Source organism: Blattabacterium cuenoti, from assembly GCF_014252415.1.
Taxonomy (GTDB): Bacteria; Bacteroidota; Bacteroidia; order Flavobacteriales; family Blattabacteriaceae; genus Blattabacterium; species Blattabacterium cuenoti_Y.
Map to the genome: position 1 here is coordinate 191,856 of NZ_CP059223.1, position 17,476 is coordinate 209,331.

Here is a 17,476-nt window from a genome sequence, read left to right on the forward strand (position 1 = left end):
AACATAATAAATAAAAAATTGCAAATTAAATATTTTTATATTTGTATAATGTATAAATCACATTTTAAAAAGATTAAGTTTGATCAATATTTTTTAAAAAATAATAATATAGCTAGAAAAATTGTAGATAACCTTTCACTTAATAATTATAATATTGTTGTAGAAATAGGTCCAGGATTAGGAATTTTAACAAAAAATTTATTAAAACTAAAAAAAAAAAAACTAATTAAAAATTTTTTCTTAATAGAAATTGATAAAGAATTAATCACTTTTATAAAAAAAATTTTTTTTATTTCTGATAAAAATATTATAAATAGAGATTTTTTAAAATGGAATCCAGAAGAAATTTCGTTATATAATTTCGCAATTATTGGTAATTTTCCTTATTCTATATCTTCAAAAATACTTTTTCATATATTAAAATATCATCATTATATACCAGAATGTATTGGTATGTTTCAAAAAGAATTTGTAGAACGAATTCTTTCTAAGAGTGGAAAAAAACATGGAATATTATCAATATTAGTACAGTCATTTTATGAAATAAAATATCTTTTTACAGTAAAAAAAAATAATTTTCTACCTTTTTCTAGGGTAGAATCATCAGTAATTTTTTTAAAAAGAAAAAAAAACATAATTTCTTTTGAAGAAAAGAAATTATTTTTTAAATGTGTGAAAATTGCATTTAATCAAAGAAGAAAAAAACTAAAAAATTCTCTACAATCGATAAATATTTTAAATTTATATGAAATACCATTTTTAAATAAAAGAGCAGAAGAATTATCTATTAAAGAATTTATTCAATTAATAAAAGAAATAAAAATTTCAAATGTTAAATAAATTATTGGATGGTAATCAATTAGCTGTTAAAATAAAAAATGAAATTAATAGAGAAATAAAAAATAAAATATTAAATAAAAATAAAAAAATTCCTCATTTAGGAATTATTTTAACAGGTAATAATAAATCTAGCATTTTATACGTAAGAAATAAGATTAAAGAATGTAAAAATATAGGTATTCAATCCACATTAATTCAACTCCAAAAAAATATAAAAGAAGATATTTTATTAGATAAAATCAAATTTATGAATGAAAATCCAACGATAGACGGATTTATTGTTCAATTACCTCTTGAAAAACATATTAATCAAAATAAAATTATTTTATCTATTAATCCAAAAAAAGATGTAGATGGATTTCATCCTGAAAATATTGGAAAGATGATTCTAGGAATCGATTGTTTTTATCCTGCAACTGCATTAGGAATTATTACTTTATTAGAAAAAAATAATATAAAAATACATGGAAAATATACTGTAGTAATTGGAAGAAGTTTAATCGTGGGTAGACCCGTTAGTATTTTAATGAGTAGAAACCATACTATTGGTAATAGTACAGTTACTCTTGTTCATAGTAAAACTCCTAATATAGAATTTTATACAAAAAAAGCTGATATCATCATAGTTTCTGTTGGAATACCAAAATTTCTTACAGGAAAAATGATAAAAAAAGGAGCTGTCGTTATAGATGTAGGGATTCATAATATTCTTAATAAAATAATTGGAGACGTAGATTTTAAAAGTGTATACAAAAAAGTTTCTTATATTACTCCAGTTCCAGGGGGGGTGGGCCCTATAACAATAGCAATGCTATTACAAAATACATTAAAAGCTGCATTAAACAATATAAAATGAATGAGATTAAATTTCCAATACAAGAATGTTTTTATTCTATTCAAGGAGAAGGTTATTTTTTTGGAACTCCATCATATTTTATTCGTTTTAAAGGTTGTCATATCAGATGTAATTGGTGTGATACTAAACAAAGTTGGAACATACATAATGACGATTTTATTTCAATAAAAAAAATAATATCTAATATCAATATTAATTCAAAAATAATAATTTTAACAGGAGGAGAACCTATGATGTGGAATTTATTTCCTTTAATAAAAATTTTAAAAAAACAAGGATACCGTATTCATATTGAAACATCTGGATTTTATCCAATAAATAATATATATATAGATTGGATAACTATTTCTCCTAAAAAAAATAAAGTACCTTTAAAAAAAAATTATGAAAAAATTAATGAATTAAAAATTATTATTTCAAATGAAACAGATTTTTTATTTGCAGAAGAACAAGCGTCGTATATAAAAAAAAAATGTGTACTATTTTTACAACCTGAATGGAATAATAAAAAAAAAATTACTCCTAAAATTATTCATTATATTAAAAATAATCCAAAATGGAGAATATCATTACAGATTCATAAAATATTAAATATTAATTAGATGTCTTTTTTCTAAAATATCTATTACATTTTTTATAGTAAAATTTTTTTTTCTTAATAAAATAAGATAATGAAATAATAAATCTGCAGCTTCATTTAAAAAATTATTATCATTATTATCTTTAGATTCAATAATTAATTCTATTGATTCTTCTCCAAATTTTTGTATAATTCTATTCATACCTTTTTTATATAATTTTTTTACATATGAATCATTTTTTTCATTTTTACAAAAAATTCGATTTAAAATTATTTCCTCTAAAAGGAATAGAAAATTCCTCTTATTTATTTCTTTCCAACAAGTATCCGTTTTTTTATGACAAACAGGTCCATTAGGCTTTACTTTTATTAATAAAGTATCTCCATCACAATCAATTAGTATATCTTTAATAAAAAGAAAATTATTACTTGTTTCTCCTTTAGTCCATAATCTGTTTTTAGATCGACTATAAAATGTTACTTTCTTATCAAGAATACTTTTTTTATATGATTCTTTATTCATAAATCCTAACATTAAAACTAAATTAGATTTATAATCTTGTATAATAGTTGGTACTATATCATTTTTAAAATTAATTTTTTGATAAATGGATTGAAATTTTTTTTTCATATTCATGATATTTTATGTTATTCTAACAGGAATATTTTTATTTTTTAAATATATTTTTAAATCATGTATTTTTATTTCATTATAATGAAATATACTAGCAGCTAATGCTGCATCTGCTTTTCCATTTTTAAAAACTTTATAAAAATCATTTAAAGAACCCGCACCCCCAGATGCAATCACTGGTATATTAATTTTTTCAGATATGTTTTTTGTAATATCAAGAGCAAATCCATTTTTTGTACCATCATGATTCATAGAGGTTAATAATATTTCACCAGCGCCTCTATTATATCCTTCATATGCCCAATCTATAGTATTGATATTTGTAGATATTCTTCCTCCATTTAAATAAACTGTCCATTTACCATTGTTGTACTTAGTATCAATAGCTAGGACTATACATTGACTACCAAATCTTTTAGACAAATCATCTAAGATATTTGGATTTTTAAATGCTGCAGTATTTATAGATATTTTATCTGCTCCACATTTTAATAACATTTCTACGTCTTTTTCTTCTTTAATCCCACCTCCAACAGTAAATGGAATATTAATATAATATGACATTTTTTTTACCAATTTTAGTAAAATTTTTTTATCTTCATTCGTAGCTGTTATATCTAAAAAAATTAATTCATCGGCTCCTTGTTCTGTATACCAACGAACCAATTTTATTGGATCTCCAGCGTCTTTCAATTGTTTAAAATTTACCCCTTTTACTGTTCTTCCATTTTTAATGTCCAAACATGGTATAATTCGTTTAGTTAACATGAATATTATTTATTAAATAATTTTTTTATATCTTTAAGTAGTATTTTTCTTTCATAAAATGCCTTTCCAACAATTACTCCATGACACCCCATTTTTATTAAATTTTTAACATCTTTTATATTACTTACTCCACCACTAGCAATTAAATTTAATTTGGGATATTTTTTTATAATTTTTTTATATAAATAAAATGAAGGTCCAGACAAAGATCCATCTTTTTGGATGTCTGTACAAAAAATATTTTTTATATTATAAGAATATATTTTATCTATAAAATCAAAAATATGAATATTATATATTTTTTTCCATCCTTGAATAGCAATTTTGTTATTAATTATATCTATGCCTAATAATATTTTATCTTCATAAGTTTTAATCCATTCTTTTAATAAAAGAGGATTATTTATTGCGATACTTCCCACAGTAGCTATAGATGCACCATTATCAAATACAGCTTTTATATCATCATTTTTATTTATTCCACCCCCAAAATCTATAATTAAATCTGTATTTTTTGCAATTTTATTTAAAATATTCCAATGTACAATTTTTCCTGTTCTTGCTCCATCTAAATCTACTAAATGTAACCTAGATATTCCATTATCTTTTAAAATTAGAGAAACTTCTAGTGGATCATTACTATAAATTTTTTTTTTAAAAAAATTACCTTGTGTTAAACGAACACATTTATTATCTATTAAATCTATAGCAATAATAATATTATTATAATTCATATTATCATATAATTTTATTTATCATAATTTGATAAAATTTTCTAATATTTTATGTCCTATAAAAGATGATTTTTCAGGATGAAATTGAACAGCATAAAAATTTTTTTTATGGATTGCTGAACTATAATTAATTATATATTCTGTTTCTGCTATAGTATATGATACTAATGGAACATAATATCCATGTATAAAATATTGATAACTATTATCAGGTATATTGTGAAATATATTACTTTTTAAATGAGAAATTGTATTCCAACCAATTTGAGGAATTTTTTTATATTTAGACTTAAATTTTTTAACTGGAACATCAAAAACCCCCATACATTCAGTATTACTTTCTTCTGAGTATTTACATAATAATTGCATACCTAAGCATATTCCTAGAACAGGTTGTTTTAATTTAGGTATAATAGCATCTATTTTTTTTTTTTTTAAAAATTTCATTGCAAAATTAGCATCTCCAACTCCTGGTAAAATTATCTTTTCTGCATTTTGAATAGATTCTATAGAATTAGTTAATACTGCTTCTACTCCAATTCTTTCTAAAGAAAAAATAACCGATTGTAGATTACCTGATGGGTATTTTATGATAATTATTTTCATAAATATTATTATTATAATAATCCTTTTGAACTAAATACTTTATTAGTATAATTTTTTTTAACAGCCATTTTAATTGCTCTGGCAAAACATTTAAAAATAGATTCTATCTTATGATGTTCATTTATTCCGATTGAATGAATATATATATTACACTTAGCAGAAGAAGAAAAAGATTTAAAAAAATGATAAAACATTTCTGTAGGAACGTCTCCTATTTTTTCTCTATGAAATTTAACTTTCCATGATAATTGTTCTCTACCTCCTAAGTCTATAACAACTTGAGATAAACAATCGTCCATAGGAATAATATAAAATCCATAACGTTCTATTCCTTTTTTACATAAAAGTTTGTTAAAAATATTTCCAAAAGTTATTCCACAATCTTCTATAGTATGATGTTCATCTATATGATTATCTCCTATAATTTTAATGTTAATATCCATAAGACTATGAACAGATATTTGTTCAAGTAAATGATTAAAAAAACCTATTCCTGTATTTATATGATATTGTCCGTTACCATAGATATCAAGTGATATTTCAACATTAGTTTCTGATGTAATACGTTTGTATATTAATTTATTTCTTATTTTATATAAATATTGATATATTTTTTCCCAATTGTTAGTTTTTAACTTAATTATTTTTTCTAAAATTTTCTTATCTGAATTAGAATAATAAAATTTTTCTTCTTCTGTAAAATTTTTATAATGGTCATTATTTTCTTTTATCCATATAGATTTACATCCTATATTTTTTGCAAGTAAAACATCCGTAAGTCTATCTCCTATTACAAAAGAATCATTTATATTATATTTATTATTATATAAATATTTAGACAACATTCCTATGTTAGGTTTTCTATTATTAGATTTTTCATTTTGAAAACTTTTATCTATATGAATGGATTTAAAAATAATTTCTTCTGATTTCAAAATACCTAATATATGATTATGTATTACCCAAAATTTATCTTCTGGAAATTTATTAGTACCTAATCCATCTTGATTAGAAACCATAACCAATTCATAATCTAATTTTTTTAAAATTTTTGATAAAGATGATATAACTTTTTTATGAAAGTGAATCTTTTCAATAGAATCAATCTGATAATCTTTATTATTTTCTTTTATAATAGTCCCGTCCCTATCTAAAAATAATATTTTTTTCATTTTTTTAAATAATATATTTTTTAATTTTATTTATTAAATATTTATTTTCTTCATGAGTACCAATAGTAATTCTTATACAATTATTACATAATATAATTTTTGATCTATCTCTAACAATGATGTTATTATTAATTAAATAACGATACAAATTTTTTGAAGAATGATTTATTTTTACTAATATAAAATTAGTTGAACTAGGATATACTTTTTTTATAAAAGAAATTTTTTTTAAAGATTTAATTATATTAGTTCTTTCTTTAATGATAGATTTTAAATGATTTAAAAAAATATTTTTATTTTCAAGTGATTCTATTGCTATTTTTTGTGATAGCATGCTTATATTATAAGGATATTTAATTTTATTCATTAATTTTATAATTTCTTTCGAAGCGATTCCTATACCTATTCTTATCCCAGCTAACCCCCAAGATTTAGATAAAGTTTGTAAAATTATTAAATTTGGATATTTACTAATTTTTTTTGAAAAAGACTCTTCTGATGAAAAATCTATATATGCTTCATCTAATACAACAATACCGTGAAATGTATTTAATATTTCTTCAATATATTCTTTTTTAATATCGTTTCCTGTTGGATTATTAGGAGTACAAATAAATATAATTTTACTATATTTATTAATAACTGATTTTAACTTAATTAAGTTTAATTGATAATTTTCTTTTATAAGAGGAATTTTTATTACATTTATTCCATGGATATTACCTATTATTTCATACATTCCATATGTAGGAGGGAATATTATTGAGTTATCTATTTCTGGACGAGAAAAAATTCTATATAATAAATCTATTATTTCGTCGCTACCATTTCCTAAAAAAATATTACGTACAGGGATTTTTTTTATTTTTGATATTTTTTGTTTCAACTTTTCTTGTAATGGATCAGGATATCTATTATAAGAATTTTTAAAACACAAGGGTGCTCCAAACGAATTTTCATTCGCATCTAAATATATATATTTATTGTTATTTATTTCACTAAATTCATATCTAGCTGATGAATATGGGTTTATATTTAAAATATTACTTCTTATCAAAGAAGATAAATCAAAATTTTGTATTTTACTCATTATTTATACTATTTTAATCTTATATCAATAGATTTTTTATGTGCTAATAATCCTTCTTCTGAAGATAAAGTATTTATACATTTTGATAAATTTTTTAGACCTTTTTTAGATATTTCTTGAAAAGTCATTTTTTTTATAAAACTATCAATAGATATCCCACTATATGATTTTGGACTACCATTAGTAGGAAGAACATGATTCGTTCCTGTAGCATAATCTCCTGCACTTACCGGGGAATAATTTCCTAAAAAAACAGATCCTGCATTAAATATTTTTTTACTCCATTCATAATAATTATTACAGTTAATAATTAAATGTTCTGGAGCAATTTCATTTGATAATTTTATACATTCTTTTATAGAAGAAAAAGTTATTATTTTACTATTTTTTATAGATTTATTTATAATATTTTTTCTATTTTCTAGATAATTTATTTGTTTTTTTAAAGATTTATTCATTTCATGAATCCATGATTGTTTGTTAGTAGTAATTATAATAGCATAACTTTCAGTATCATGTTCTAATTGAGATAATACATCAGAAGCTACATAATTTGGATTTGCTGTATTATCTGCAATGATAACAACTTCAGATGGTCCAGCAGGGACATCTATAGATACAGATGTTTTTTGAGAAATAATTTTTTTTGCCTTATTAACATAAGAATTTCCTGGACCAAATATTTTATATACAGAGGGAATACTTTTTGTTCCATATGCCATTGCAGCAATAGCTTGTGCTCCTCCTAATTTATATATATGATATATTCCTAAATATTTTGCTGTATATAAAATAGATTGATGTACACTTCCTTTTTGGTTAGGGGGGGTACATAAAATTATATTTTTACATCCAGCTAATTTAGCAGGTACCCCTAACATCAATATAGTAGATATAAGTGGAGCAGTCCCTCCAGGGATATATAACCCAATTTTTTCTATAGGTATATTTTTAGTCCAACAGTTAACTCCATCTACAGGTGTTATTTTTTTTTGAATTTTATTTATTTGATTTTCATGAAAATATTTTATATTTTCATATGATTTTGTAATAGAATTTTTTAATTCTTTTGATATTTTTTTATTAGATTTATTAATTTCTTCATCAGAAACTTTAAATATGTTAATATCAACATTATCGTATTTTTTAGTATAATGGTTTAAAGCTAGATCTCCATATATTTTTACATTTTTTATTATAGATGAAACTAATGATGTTAATATTGAATTTTTTTTTGAATTTTTTTTATTAAAAATAAATTTTAATATATTATTAAATTTAGGTTCAATATCTATTTCAATCATGTTATGTTAATAATTTTATAATATAATTTTTTCTATCGGAATAACTAAAATATCTTTCGCTCCAAGTGATTTTAAATTTTCTATAATTTTCCAAAAATCATTTTCGTTAATAACGGAATGAACAGAACTAAATTTCGAATTTGATAGAGGAAGTATAACAGGATTTTTAATTCCTGGAAGAGATGATATTATACTTTGTAATTGTTTGTTAGGTGCATTTAATAATATATATTTATTATTTTTTGCTTGTTTTACTGATCTAATTCTAAATAATAGTTTATTCATTATTATTTTTTTTGAAAATGTTAAATTAATATTTGCCGCTAAAACAGCTTCTGATTTTAATATAGTTTCTACTTCTTTTAATCCATTCATAAATAATGTAGATCCACTACTTACTAAATCACAAATACAATCAGCTAATCCTATACCAGGAGCTATTTCTACGGCTCCTGATATTTCATGAATATCAGATTTAATACATTTTTTTCTAAAAAATTTTTTTACCAAAAAAGGATAACTTGTTGCAATTTTTTTTCCATTTAAATCATTTATATTTTTATAAATTAAGGATTTAGGAACCGCTATAGATAATCTACATTTTCCAAAACCCAAAGATTCTTTTATATTTATTTTTTTTCTTTTTTCCAATAATACATTTTTTCCTACGATTCCTATATCAGCTACTCCATCTTCTAAATATTGAGGAATATCATCATCTCTTAAAAAAAGAATTTCTAAAGGAAAATTTAATGCTGTTGTTTTTAATTTATCTATACCAATATTAATTTCGATACTACAGTCTTTCAATAATTTAATTGAGTCTTCATAAAGACGTCCCGATTTTTGAATAGCTATTTTAAGTTTATCCATATATTAGGAGAAAAAATAACAAAAGCTTACTTTTGTAAGCTTTTTATTTTTATTTTTCAATCTTATTCTTTTACTTTACAAATTATGTATTTAGGCAAATATAAGTACAATTTTGAATATTTTATTTACAATATGATTAATCATTTTATTATGAAATGAAAAAAATTAAAATTATTAGTTATAATATTAACGGAATTAGATCTGGTATGTATAAAGGGTTTAATTATTGGATTTTAAAAAATAATCCAGATATTATTTGTTTACAAGAAATTAAAGCAAATTTTGATCAAATAAATGTCTCATATTTTGAAAAAATGGGGTATTATCATTATTGGTTTTCTTCTAAAAGAAAAGGTTATAGTGGAGTAGGAATATTATCAAAAGAAAAACCAATTCATGTAGAATATGGAATAGGAATAGATGATATTGATGAAGAAGGTAGAGTAATACGTATTGATTTAAATAATCATAAAATATCTGTGATAAGTCTTTATATTCCATCTGGAAATAATGTAAATAGAATAAAATTTAAATTTTTTTTTATGAAAAAATTTTTTTTATATATAAAAAAAATAATAAAAATAATTCCTAATATGATTGTATGTGGAGACTATAACATATGTCATAATAAAATAGATATTCATGATCCTATTAATAATGAAAATGTTTCAGGATTCTTATTAGAAGAAAGAAAATGGATTAGTAATTTTATAAAATTAGGATTTATAGATAGTTTTAGAAACTATACAAAAATTGGGGGGCATTATAGTTGGTGGAGTTATCGTAATTATTCAAAATTAAGAAATAAAGGATGGAGAATTGATTATGTAATGATTAGTAATTATCTAATAAATAGAATGATTAATTCTTATTTATTACCTGAAGTATCTTATTCTGATCATTGTCCGGTTGTTTTAGAAATGAGATAATAAAATATAATGACCTGACTGGGATTCGAACCCAGGACCCTTACATTAAAAGTGTAATGCTCTACCAGCTGAGCTACCAGGTCAAAATTAATTGACTAAATAAAGTAAGTGAAACAAATATACTATAAATTTTACGTTTTTTTATGAAAATTACACTGATGGGATACATGGGGTCTGGTAAAACTACTATTGGAAAAATATTGTCAAAAAAATTAAATTATAAATTTTATGATTTAGATGATTTAATTAAAGAAAATCAAAATAATTCAATTGAAAATATTTTTAATGAATATGGAGAATTATATTTTAGAAATATAGAAAATACAATTTTAAAAAATTTTTTCAATAAAAATATTAAATCATATGTTTTGTCTGTTGGTGGTGGTACTCCATGTTATTACAATAATATTTATTTAATGAATAAATTTTCAAAAACTTTTTATCTAAAAATGGATAGTTTTTTTTTATTTAAAAGATTATTACTAAATAAAAATAGACCTATAATATTTAACTTGGAAAAAAAAAACTTATTTAAGTTTATTATGAATCATTTATTAAAAAGAACTTTTTTTTATGAAAAATATTATAAAAAAATAATTGTTAATAATAAATCTAAAAATGAAATAATCAAAGAATTTTATAAATTTATAAAATATTAAATATTTTATATTATAATATGAAATATTATTCTTATAATAAAAAAATAAATTTGTTATCAGAAACAAAAAAATTTTTTCTACATTTACGTAAACAATATAATAATAATATTGGAGTAGCTGTTAGTGGTGGATTAGATAGTATGGTACTTCTTCATTTATTACTAAATATTTTTGATAAATTAGAAGTAATTCATTGTAATTTTAATTTGAGAAATTATGCGTCTAATGAAGATGAATTATTTGTACATAACTTTTGTAAAAATAATGATATAATATGTCATATTAAAAAATTTAATGTTTCAAAAAAAAAAATTTTTCTACTCAAATGTTAGCTAGGAAACTAAGATATAACTGGTTTCATGATTTATTAAATAAAAATAGATATGAATGTATTGCTGTAGGTCATCATTTTGATGATTCCATAGAAACTTTTTTCATAAATCTTATAAGAGGAACTGGAATAAAGGGATTATTAGGTATACCTAAATATACTAAAGAAATTATACGTCCTCTTTTTAATTTTAGAAAAAAAGATATACTGTCTTATGCTAAAGAAAATAATATTAAATGGAGGTTGGATTGTAGTAATTTTGAAACAAAATATATTAGAAATAAAGTTAGGTTAACTTTAGGCCCAATTTTAAATTCTTTTTCATATAATCTTTATAATGGTATAAAAAATACCATGAATTTTCTTCATGATGAAAGTATTCTAATAGAAAAAAATATAAATAAAATTCATGATGATATTACTATATATAAAAAAAGTAATCCTTTTATTTGGAAAATAAATAATGAAAAGTTAAAAAAGTTTAATCCCTTATATTTTTATTTATTTAAATTATTTTATCCATATGGATTTTATGATATTAATAGTTTAATACGTGTTTTAGATGCAGAATCTGGAAAAAAATTATTTTCTAAAAAATATTGTCTTATTAAAGATAGAAATTGTTGGATTGTCATAAAAAATGAATTTTTTTCATATTTAAATAAAAAAAAATTTTTTTACATACCAAATTTAAAATTATCTAATAAATTTCATTTACCTATAAAAATAAAATTTTTAAAAAAAAAATTTTATAATGAATATAAAAAAAATTATGAAAAAATATTTTTTATTGATTTTGATAAAATACAATTTCCATTGTTATTAAGAATATATAAAAAAGATGATTTTTTTTATATCAATAAAAAAAAGAAATTTTTAATTAAATACTATAAAGATAATAAATTCTCTTTTTTAGAAAAAAAACAAACATGGTTATTAATAAACGGTAATAATGATATTATTTTAATAACAAAAAATTGTATAATAGATGATAGGTATAAAATTACAGATAAAACTAAAAATACACTTATTATTTTAATACAATAAAAATTTTTATGATAGAAAAAAAATTTTTTTATATAAAAAATATAGTTCCAAAATATGTAAAAATATTAATAGTTTCTAAAAAACAAAATATATGTTCTATAAAAAAATTGTATAAAGTAGGACAAAAAGATTTTGGAGAAAATTATGTACAAGACATTGTAGAAAAATATAATAAACTTCCAAAAGACATAAGATGGCACATGATCGGAAATATACAAAGTAATAAATTAAAATATATAATACCTTTTATTTATTTAATTCATAGTGTTCAAAAATTAAAACATATTAAAATAATTAATGAAATAGGATTAAAATTTAATAAAATTGTTAAATGTCTTTTACAAATACGTATTTCTAATGATCCTAATAAATCTGGTATTTATAATGAAAAAATTTCTAATTTATTAGATTATAGCAAAAATATGACTAATATAAAAATATTAGGATTAATGGGGATTGCATCATTTAAAGAAATAAAAAATGTAGAAAATGAATTTTTATATTTGAGTAATATATATAATAAATTAAAAATTAAATATAATTTTAATATTCTTTCTATGGGAATGAGTAGAGATTTTATTTCAGCTATTAAATATAATACAACTATGATCCGAATAGGATCTATAATATTTAAAAAGTAACTAAAGTAAGTTGTTCATTAATTTCATTAGGAATAATAATCCCTACTCCAGCTAATGTTATATATTATATAAATTGATTAATAAAATTTTTTATATTTTTATGTAAATCATTTTTTATTAAAAATTCAATAAAATAACTACCAATAACCCCTCCATTAGAATATTTACATGCTAAATCAAATGATTTTTTATTATTTATTCCAAAACCAATTAATTTTGGTTTTTTTATATTTAATTTATTAATCTTTTTAAAAAAGGAAATTTGTCTTTTTCCAAAAGATTCAACTTCTCCTGTAACAGAATTAGAAGATACTATATAAATAAATCCATTTGTTATTTTACTTATTAGAATAATTCTAGATATACATGTTTGTGGGGTAATTAAAAATATTATAGGAATAGAATATTTATCAAATATTACTTGATAATTTTTTATAAAAAAATCAATAGGAATATCTGGAAATATTAATCCTGATATATTTATTTCATTACATTTTTTCAAAAATTTAATTTCACCAAATTTATAAAATTGATTAAAATATCCCATTAAAATTATTGGTTTATTTATTAAATCCCTAATTTTTTTTATTTGTGAAAATAATAAAGAAATATTCATTCCATTTTGTAATGCAATTTTATTGCTATTTTGAATAGTCATTCCATCAGATAATGGATCTGAATATGGAATTCCTATTTCAATCAAATCTACAGGAACATTTTGTAATTCTTTTAAAATTATTGATGTACTATCTATATTTGGATAACCTGCTGTGAAATAAATACATAATACATTTTTATTTTTTTTTTTAAAAAAATTATATAATTGATTTTTCATTTAAAAATTCATTATAAATATTAATATCTTTATCTCCTCTTCCAGATAAAGTTAATATAACTATATCATTTTTATTAAAACTTATTTTTTTTAAAACAGATAATGCATGAGCACTTTCTAATGCTGGAATAATACCTTCTAGTTTAATTAATTCACATCCTGCTTTAATGGATTCTATATCATTGGAATATAAAAATTTTACTCGTTTTTTTTCAAATAAATTAGCATGCATTGGTCCAATTCCAGGATAATCTAAACCTGGAGATATTGAATATGCAGGAAGAACTTGCCCATCTTTATCTTGTAATAATAAAGTCATACTACCATGTAGTATTCCTTTAGATCCACAATGAATAGAGGCAGCTGTTTTATTAGTTTTTATACCTAATCCAGAAGCCTCAACTGCTATAAGTTTTACATTTTTATTGTGTAAAAAATGATAAAAAGATCCAGCTGCATTACTTCCTCCACCTATACAAGAAATTATATAATTTGGATCTATATATCCTTTTTTTTTTAATTGAAATTTTATTTCTTTACTTATAATTGATTGTAAATCTGCGACCATTTGTGGATATGGATGTGGACCTACAGTTGATCCGATTAAATAATAACTTTCATTATTATTGATCCAATAACGTATAGATTCGTTTACAGCATCTTTTAACGTTTTTTCTCCACTAGAGACTGGAATAATTTTAGCTCCTAGTGATTGTATTTTTAAAACGTTATATGATTGTCTATTCATATCTTTTTCTCCCATAAATATAATACATTTTAAATCCATTAATGCACAAGTAGTAGCTACAGCTATTCCGTGTTGTCCAGCCCCAGTTTCAGCAATTATTTCTTTTTTTCCTAATTTTATAGCTAACAAGCATTGTCCAATTGTATTATTAATTTTATGAGATCCTGTATGATTTAAATCTTCTCTTTTAAAAAAAATCTTTGCTTTATACTTTTTAGAAAATTTTTTAGAAAACATTAAAGGAGATGGTCTACCTACATAATTTTTTAATATTGTTTTATATAGTTTTTTGAAACTACGACTATTAATAAACTTCTTATAATTTATTTGAAGTTCTTTTATATTTTTATATAACATTTCTGGAATAAATGCCCCTCCAAATTTTCCATAAAATCCATCCTTATTTACAAAGAAAGTCATATATATTTTATTTTTTCTATAAAAATTTTTATTTTTTTTTTATTTTTTTTACCTGGATATATTTCAAATTTACTATTTATATCTATACCATATATTTTTGGATGAAAAAAATTTTTAATATTATTAATGTCTTTTACGCTAATACCTCCACTTAAAAAAAATTTTTTATCTAAATCATATTCATAAAGCTTTTTCCAATCGAATTTTCTTCCACTTCCTCCATTATTATCAAAAATAAAATAAGAACAAAATGGAATATAATTTGATAAAATTTTCATAGGAAAATAGTTATTTATTTTAAAACTTTTTATAATTTTTATTCCTTTTTTAAATAAAAATTCACAAAAAGAAACTTTTTCTTTACCATGTAATTGAATAAAATTCAATTTTTTTTCATTGTATATTTTTATAATATTTTCTTTTTTTTCATCTACAAAAACTCCTACTTTTGATACAGAATTATTATTTATATTTTCTATAGAAAAATTAAAACCAACAAATCTAGGTGATTTAGGATAAAATATAAAACCCATAAAATCTGGATTTAATTTTGATATTTCTTTGATATCATATCGAATTCCACATATTTTTATTTTCAATAAGTTATTTTTCATAATTTATTTTTCGATAAATTCTTTCATGAAAGTAATACATTTTTTTCCAGGATTTTTTTCTTTCATAAAATATTCTCCTATCAAAAATCCATTATAACCTATTTTTTTTAATTTAATTATATCTTCTATACTATCTATACCACTTTCTGCTAATTTTAGATAATCATTGGGAATTTTAGGATATAAAAAAAAGCAATTTTTTTTATTAATTTTGAAAGATTGTAAATCTCTATTATTAACTCCAACAAAATCTATATTATCCGTTATTTTTTCTAAGTCACTTTCTTTATGTAATTCTATTATTACTTCTAATCCAATAGATTTAGCAATTTTAGTAAAAATTTTTATTTCTTTTTTTGATAAAATACTAGCAATTAATAATATAACGTCTGCTCCTATTGATTTAGATTCAATAATTTGATATTCATCGATAATAAAATCTTTTCTTAATAACGGAATAGAAACTAAATAACGTGATTGTATAACATCATTAATAGATCCATAAAAATTAAAATCAGTTAAAATAGATATACCGCTAACTTTAGCCAATTCATACTCTACAACAACATTTTTAATATCAACAGACTGATTTATAATTCCTTTTGAAGGAGATTTTAATTTAAACTCAGCGATAATACCCCCATGTAAATTTTTTTTTATATTTTTTTTTAATGATATAGTTTTTCTATTAAAAAAAATATTATTTTCCAATTTTTTTATAGAATTTATAATTTTATTTTTTTTAATTTCTAATTTCTTTTTTGCTATAATTTTTTCAAGTATATTCATAAATAATTTATAAATTCAATAATTTTTTGAGAACATTCTTAGCATTTCCACTTTTTAAAGAATACTTAGCTTTATCATAATTGGTTTCAAAATCATTTTTATTCAACAAGTTTAATGCAAATGTAGAATTAACTAAAACTACCTCATTTTGAGTAGGAGTGCCATTACCAGATAATACATTCATGAAAATTTTTATATTATCTATTAAATTATTTCCTCCTTTTAATTCTTCTATATTTATTTTTATTTTTTTTTTATTTAGTTCTTCTTTACAATAATATTTTTCTCCATTATTTGTATAACATTTTATATCACTAGTTAATGATATTTCATCATAACCATCTAAACTATGAATAATAGCATAGTTATTTTTCGTATTTTGATATATATAATGATAAATTCTAGCTAATTCTAAACTATTAACACCTAATAATAAATTTTTTGGATTACCTGGATTTAATAATGGACCAAGAGTATTAAATATTGTTTTAATTCCTAATTGTTTTCTATATATAGAAATTTTTTTTAAAAAAGGATAAAATATTGGTGCATGTAAATAACAAATTCCTACATATTTTAACTGATTTTTTATATTTTTTTCTTTAACAGTAAAACGATAACCCAATTTTTCCATAATATTAGATGATCCAGTTATAGAAGATGAATTAAAATTACCATGTTTAATAACTTTTTCACCTGTTCCTGCTATAATAAAACAAGCTATTGTAGAAATATTAAATGTATTTTTTTCATCACCTCCTGTTCCTACAATATTAATTGCAACATCATTAAAATCTGTAAGATCTATTTTAATTGACAATTCATTCATTGCTTCATAAAATCCTATAATTTCTTCTACATTAGGATTTCTTATATTATAAATAGACGTAATTGCCATAATTTGAGTAGTATTCATATTACCATTCAACATTTCCAACATTAATTTTTTTGCTTCATTTTTTGTTAAATCTTTTTCTAAGAAAAGATCTTTTAAAATTTTATTCAT

General features: G+C 21.0%; 19 protein-coding genes, 1 tRNA gene and 1 pseudogene. 7 read left to right on the forward strand and 14 right to left on the reverse strand.

Features of this window, described 5'->3' with window-relative positions:
- Positions 1 to 48: 48 nt before the first annotated feature.
- Genes rsmA through H0H33_RS00930 form a run of 3 tightly spaced genes read left to right on the forward strand, consistent with a single transcriptional unit; the run spans position 49 to position 2,298 of the window.
- Positions 49 to 840 (forward strand): 16S rRNA (adenine(1518)-N(6)/adenine(1519)-N(6))-dimethyltransferase RsmA, encoded by a 792-nt coding sequence (gene rsmA, locus H0H33_RS00920; protein ID WP_185878046.1) that lies wholly within the window; start codon positions 49 to 51, stop codon positions 838 to 840.
- A complete protein-coding gene (locus H0H33_RS00925) occupies positions 830 to 1,696 on the forward strand; it encodes a bifunctional 5,10-methylenetetrahydrofolate dehydrogenase/5,10-methenyltetrahydrofolate cyclohydrolase (protein ID WP_185878047.1) in 867 nt (288 codons plus the stop codon). Before rsmA ends, H0H33_RS00925 begins: the two co-directional genes overlap by 11 nt.
- The gene (locus H0H33_RS00930) at positions 1,693 to 2,298 is read left to right on the forward strand and encodes a 7-carboxy-7-deazaguanine synthase QueE (RefSeq protein WP_185878048.1); all 606 of its coding nucleotides are present in this window, start codon (positions 1,693 to 1,695) and stop codon (positions 2,296 to 2,298) included. Before H0H33_RS00925 ends, H0H33_RS00930 begins: the two co-directional genes overlap by 4 nt.
- On the opposite strand, the gene hisIE is transcribed toward H0H33_RS00930, so the two are convergent.
- From hisIE to hisG, 8 genes are read right to left on the reverse strand one after another with little or no spacing between them, the layout of a single operon-like run.
- Entirely contained in the window at positions 2,284 to 2,907 is a 624-nt protein-coding gene (hisIE, locus tag H0H33_RS00935; RefSeq protein WP_185878049.1) for a bifunctional phosphoribosyl-AMP cyclohydrolase/phosphoribosyl-ATP diphosphatase HisIE, read from the reverse strand. The two genes, H0H33_RS00930 and hisIE, sit on opposite strands and share 15 nt — an antisense overlap.
- A 12-nt stretch (positions 2,908 to 2,919) precedes the next feature.
- On the reverse strand, positions 2,920 to 3,678 hold the full coding sequence (hisF, locus tag H0H33_RS00940; RefSeq protein WP_185878050.1) for an imidazole glycerol phosphate synthase subunit HisF: 759 nt from the start codon (positions 3,676 to 3,678) through the stop codon (positions 2,920 to 2,922).
- Between the two features lie 5 nt (positions 3,679 to 3,683).
- A complete protein-coding gene (locus H0H33_RS00945) occupies positions 3,684 to 4,412 on the reverse strand; it encodes a 1-(5-phosphoribosyl)-5-[(5-phosphoribosylamino)methylideneamino]imidazole-4-carboxamide isomerase (RefSeq protein WP_185878051.1) in 729 nt (242 codons plus the stop codon).
- 21 nt (positions 4,413 to 4,433) lie between these two features.
- Positions 4,434 to 5,018: an imidazole glycerol phosphate synthase subunit HisH gene (gene hisH, locus H0H33_RS00950; RefSeq protein WP_185878052.1), complete on the reverse strand. Its 585-nt coding sequence runs from the start codon at positions 5,016 to 5,018 to the stop codon at positions 4,434 to 4,436.
- Between the two features lie 11 nt (positions 5,019 to 5,029).
- On the reverse strand, positions 5,030 to 6,190 hold the full coding sequence (gene hisB, locus H0H33_RS00955; protein WP_185878053.1) for a bifunctional histidinol-phosphatase/imidazoleglycerol-phosphate dehydratase HisB: 1,161 nt from the start codon (positions 6,188 to 6,190) through the stop codon (positions 5,030 to 5,032).
- A gap of 4 nt (positions 6,191 to 6,194) precedes the next feature.
- Positions 6,195 to 7,280: a histidinol-phosphate transaminase gene (hisC, locus tag H0H33_RS00960; protein WP_185878054.1), complete on the reverse strand. Its 1,086-nt coding sequence runs from the start codon at positions 7,278 to 7,280 to the stop codon at positions 6,195 to 6,197.
- 8 nt (positions 7,281 to 7,288) lie between these two features.
- A complete protein-coding gene (gene hisD, locus H0H33_RS00965) occupies positions 7,289 to 8,584 on the reverse strand; it encodes a histidinol dehydrogenase (RefSeq protein WP_185878055.1) in 1,296 nt (431 codons plus the stop codon).
- 15 nt (positions 8,585 to 8,599) lie between these two features.
- Positions 8,600 to 9,457 carry an ATP phosphoribosyltransferase gene (gene hisG, locus H0H33_RS00970; RefSeq protein WP_185878056.1) on the reverse strand — a complete coding sequence of 286 codons (858 nt, stop codon included), beginning with the start codon at positions 9,455 to 9,457 and terminating at the stop codon, positions 8,600 to 8,602.
- Positions 9,458 to 9,621: 164 nt separating this feature from the next.
- On the opposite strand from hisG, the gene H0H33_RS00975 reads away from it, so the two are divergent.
- Positions 9,622 to 10,386: an exodeoxyribonuclease III gene (locus H0H33_RS00975; RefSeq protein WP_185878147.1), complete on the forward strand. Its 765-nt coding sequence runs from the start codon at positions 9,622 to 9,624 to the stop codon at positions 10,384 to 10,386.
- Positions 10,387 to 10,396: 10 nt separating this feature from the next.
- Here the strand turns inward: H0H33_RS00975 and H0H33_RS00980 are convergent.
- Positions 10,397 to 10,469, reverse strand: a tRNA-Lys gene (locus H0H33_RS00980).
- 60 nt (positions 10,470 to 10,529) lie between these two features.
- On the opposite strand from H0H33_RS00980, the gene H0H33_RS00985 reads away from it, so the two are divergent.
- The 3 genes and pseudogenes from H0H33_RS00985 to H0H33_RS00995 all read left to right on the forward strand — a co-directional run bounded on the left by H0H33_RS00985 (position 10,530) and on the right by H0H33_RS00995 (position 13,064).
- Positions 10,530 to 11,045: a shikimate kinase gene (locus tag H0H33_RS00985; RefSeq protein ID WP_185878057.1), complete on the forward strand. Its 516-nt coding sequence runs from the start codon at positions 10,530 to 10,532 to the stop codon at positions 11,043 to 11,045.
- A gap of 140 nt (positions 11,046 to 11,185) precedes the next feature.
- Positions 11,186 to 12,423: pseudogene (tilS, locus tag H0H33_RS00990) on the forward strand (tRNA lysidine(34) synthetase TilS).
- An 8-nt stretch (positions 12,424 to 12,431) separates the two neighbouring features.
- Positions 12,432 to 13,064 carry a YggS family pyridoxal phosphate-dependent enzyme gene (locus H0H33_RS00995; RefSeq protein ID WP_185878058.1) on the forward strand — a complete coding sequence of 211 codons (633 nt, stop codon included), beginning with the start codon at positions 12,432 to 12,434 and terminating at the stop codon, positions 13,062 to 13,064.
- 64 nt (positions 13,065 to 13,128) lie between these two features.
- Here H0H33_RS00995 and trpA read toward each other — a convergent pair whose 3' ends face one another.
- From trpA to trpD, 5 genes are read right to left on the reverse strand one after another with little or no spacing between them, the layout of a single operon-like run.
- Positions 13,129 to 13,899 (reverse strand): tryptophan synthase subunit alpha, encoded by a 771-nt coding sequence (gene trpA, locus H0H33_RS01000; protein WP_185878059.1) that lies wholly within the window; start codon positions 13,897 to 13,899, stop codon positions 13,129 to 13,131.
- Entirely contained in the window at positions 13,880 to 15,067 is a 1,188-nt protein-coding gene (gene trpB / locus H0H33_RS01005; protein WP_238785616.1) for a tryptophan synthase subunit beta, read from the reverse strand. Before trpB ends, trpA begins: the two co-directional genes overlap by 20 nt.
- Positions 15,064 to 15,681 (reverse strand): phosphoribosylanthranilate isomerase, encoded by a 618-nt coding sequence (gene trpF / locus H0H33_RS02890; protein WP_238785617.1) that lies wholly within the window; start codon positions 15,679 to 15,681, stop codon positions 15,064 to 15,066. The genes trpB and trpF overlap by 4 nt, the downstream gene beginning before the upstream one ends.
- 3 nt (positions 15,682 to 15,684) lie before the next feature.
- Positions 15,685 to 16,470, reverse strand: a complete 786-nt coding sequence (locus H0H33_RS01010) for an indole-3-glycerol phosphate synthase TrpC (protein ID WP_185878060.1) — start codon at positions 16,468 to 16,470, stop codon at positions 15,685 to 15,687.
- Positions 16,471 to 16,477: 7 nt separating this feature from the next.
- Positions 16,478 to 17,476, reverse strand: a complete 999-nt coding sequence (gene trpD, locus H0H33_RS01015; RefSeq protein WP_185878061.1) for an anthranilate phosphoribosyltransferase — start codon at positions 17,474 to 17,476, stop codon at positions 16,478 to 16,480.

Excerpts from the sequence above, each read along its gene's own strand:
- rsmA (WP_185878046.1), top strand. The coding sequence starts at position 49 with ATGTATAAATCACATTTTAAAAAGATTAAGTTTGATCAATATTTTTTA.
- H0H33_RS00925 (WP_185878047.1), top strand. The coding sequence starts at position 830 with ATGTTAAATAAATTATTGGATGGTAATCAATTAGCTGTTAAAATAAAA.
- H0H33_RS00930 (WP_185878048.1), top strand. The coding sequence starts at position 1,693 with ATGAATGAGATTAAATTTCCAATACAAGAATGTTTTTATTCTATTCAA.
- hisIE (WP_185878049.1), bottom strand. The coding sequence starts at position 2,907 with ATGAAAAAAAAATTTCAATCCATTTATCAAAAAATTAATTTTAAAAAT.
- hisF (WP_185878050.1), bottom strand. The coding sequence starts at position 3,678 with ATGTTAACTAAACGAATTATACCATGTTTGGACATTAAAAATGGAAGA.
- H0H33_RS00945 (WP_185878051.1), bottom strand. The coding sequence starts at position 4,412 with ATGAATTATAATAATATTATTATTGCTATAGATTTAATAGATAATAAA.
- hisH (WP_185878052.1), bottom strand. The coding sequence starts at position 5,018 with ATGAAAATAATTATCATAAAATACCCATCAGGTAATCTACAATCGGTT.
- hisB (WP_185878053.1), bottom strand. The coding sequence starts at position 6,190 with ATGAAAAAAATATTATTTTTAGATAGGGACGGGACTATTATAAAAGAA.
- hisC (WP_185878054.1), bottom strand. The coding sequence starts at position 7,280 with ATGAGTAAAATACAAAATTTTGATTTATCTTCTTTGATAAGAAGTAAT.
- hisD (WP_185878055.1), bottom strand. The coding sequence starts at position 8,584 with ATGATTGAAATAGATATTGAACCTAAATTTAATAATATATTAAAATTT.
- hisG (WP_185878056.1), bottom strand. The coding sequence starts at position 9,457 with ATGGATAAACTTAAAATAGCTATTCAAAAATCGGGACGTCTTTATGAA.
- H0H33_RS00985 (WP_185878057.1), top strand. The coding sequence starts at position 10,530 with ATGAAAATTACACTGATGGGATACATGGGGTCTGGTAAAACTACTATT.
- H0H33_RS00995 (WP_185878058.1), top strand. The coding sequence starts at position 12,432 with ATGATAGAAAAAAAATTTTTTTATATAAAAAATATAGTTCCAAAATAT.
- trpA (WP_185878059.1), bottom strand. The coding sequence starts at position 13,899 with ATGAAAAATCAATTATATAATTTTTTTAAAAAAAAAAATAAAAATGTA.
- trpB (WP_238785616.1), bottom strand. The coding sequence starts at position 15,067 with ATGACTTTCTTTGTAAATAAGGATGGATTTTATGGAAAATTTGGAGGG.
- trpF (WP_238785617.1), bottom strand. The coding sequence starts at position 15,681 with ATGAAAAATAACTTATTGAAAATAAAAATATGTGGAATTCGATATGAT.
- H0H33_RS01010 (WP_185878060.1), bottom strand. The coding sequence starts at position 16,470 with ATGAATATACTTGAAAAAATTATAGCAAAAAAGAAATTAGAAATTAAA.
- trpD (WP_185878061.1), bottom strand. The coding sequence starts at position 17,476 with ATGAATAAAATTTTAAAAGATCTTTTCTTAGAAAAAGATTTAACAAAA.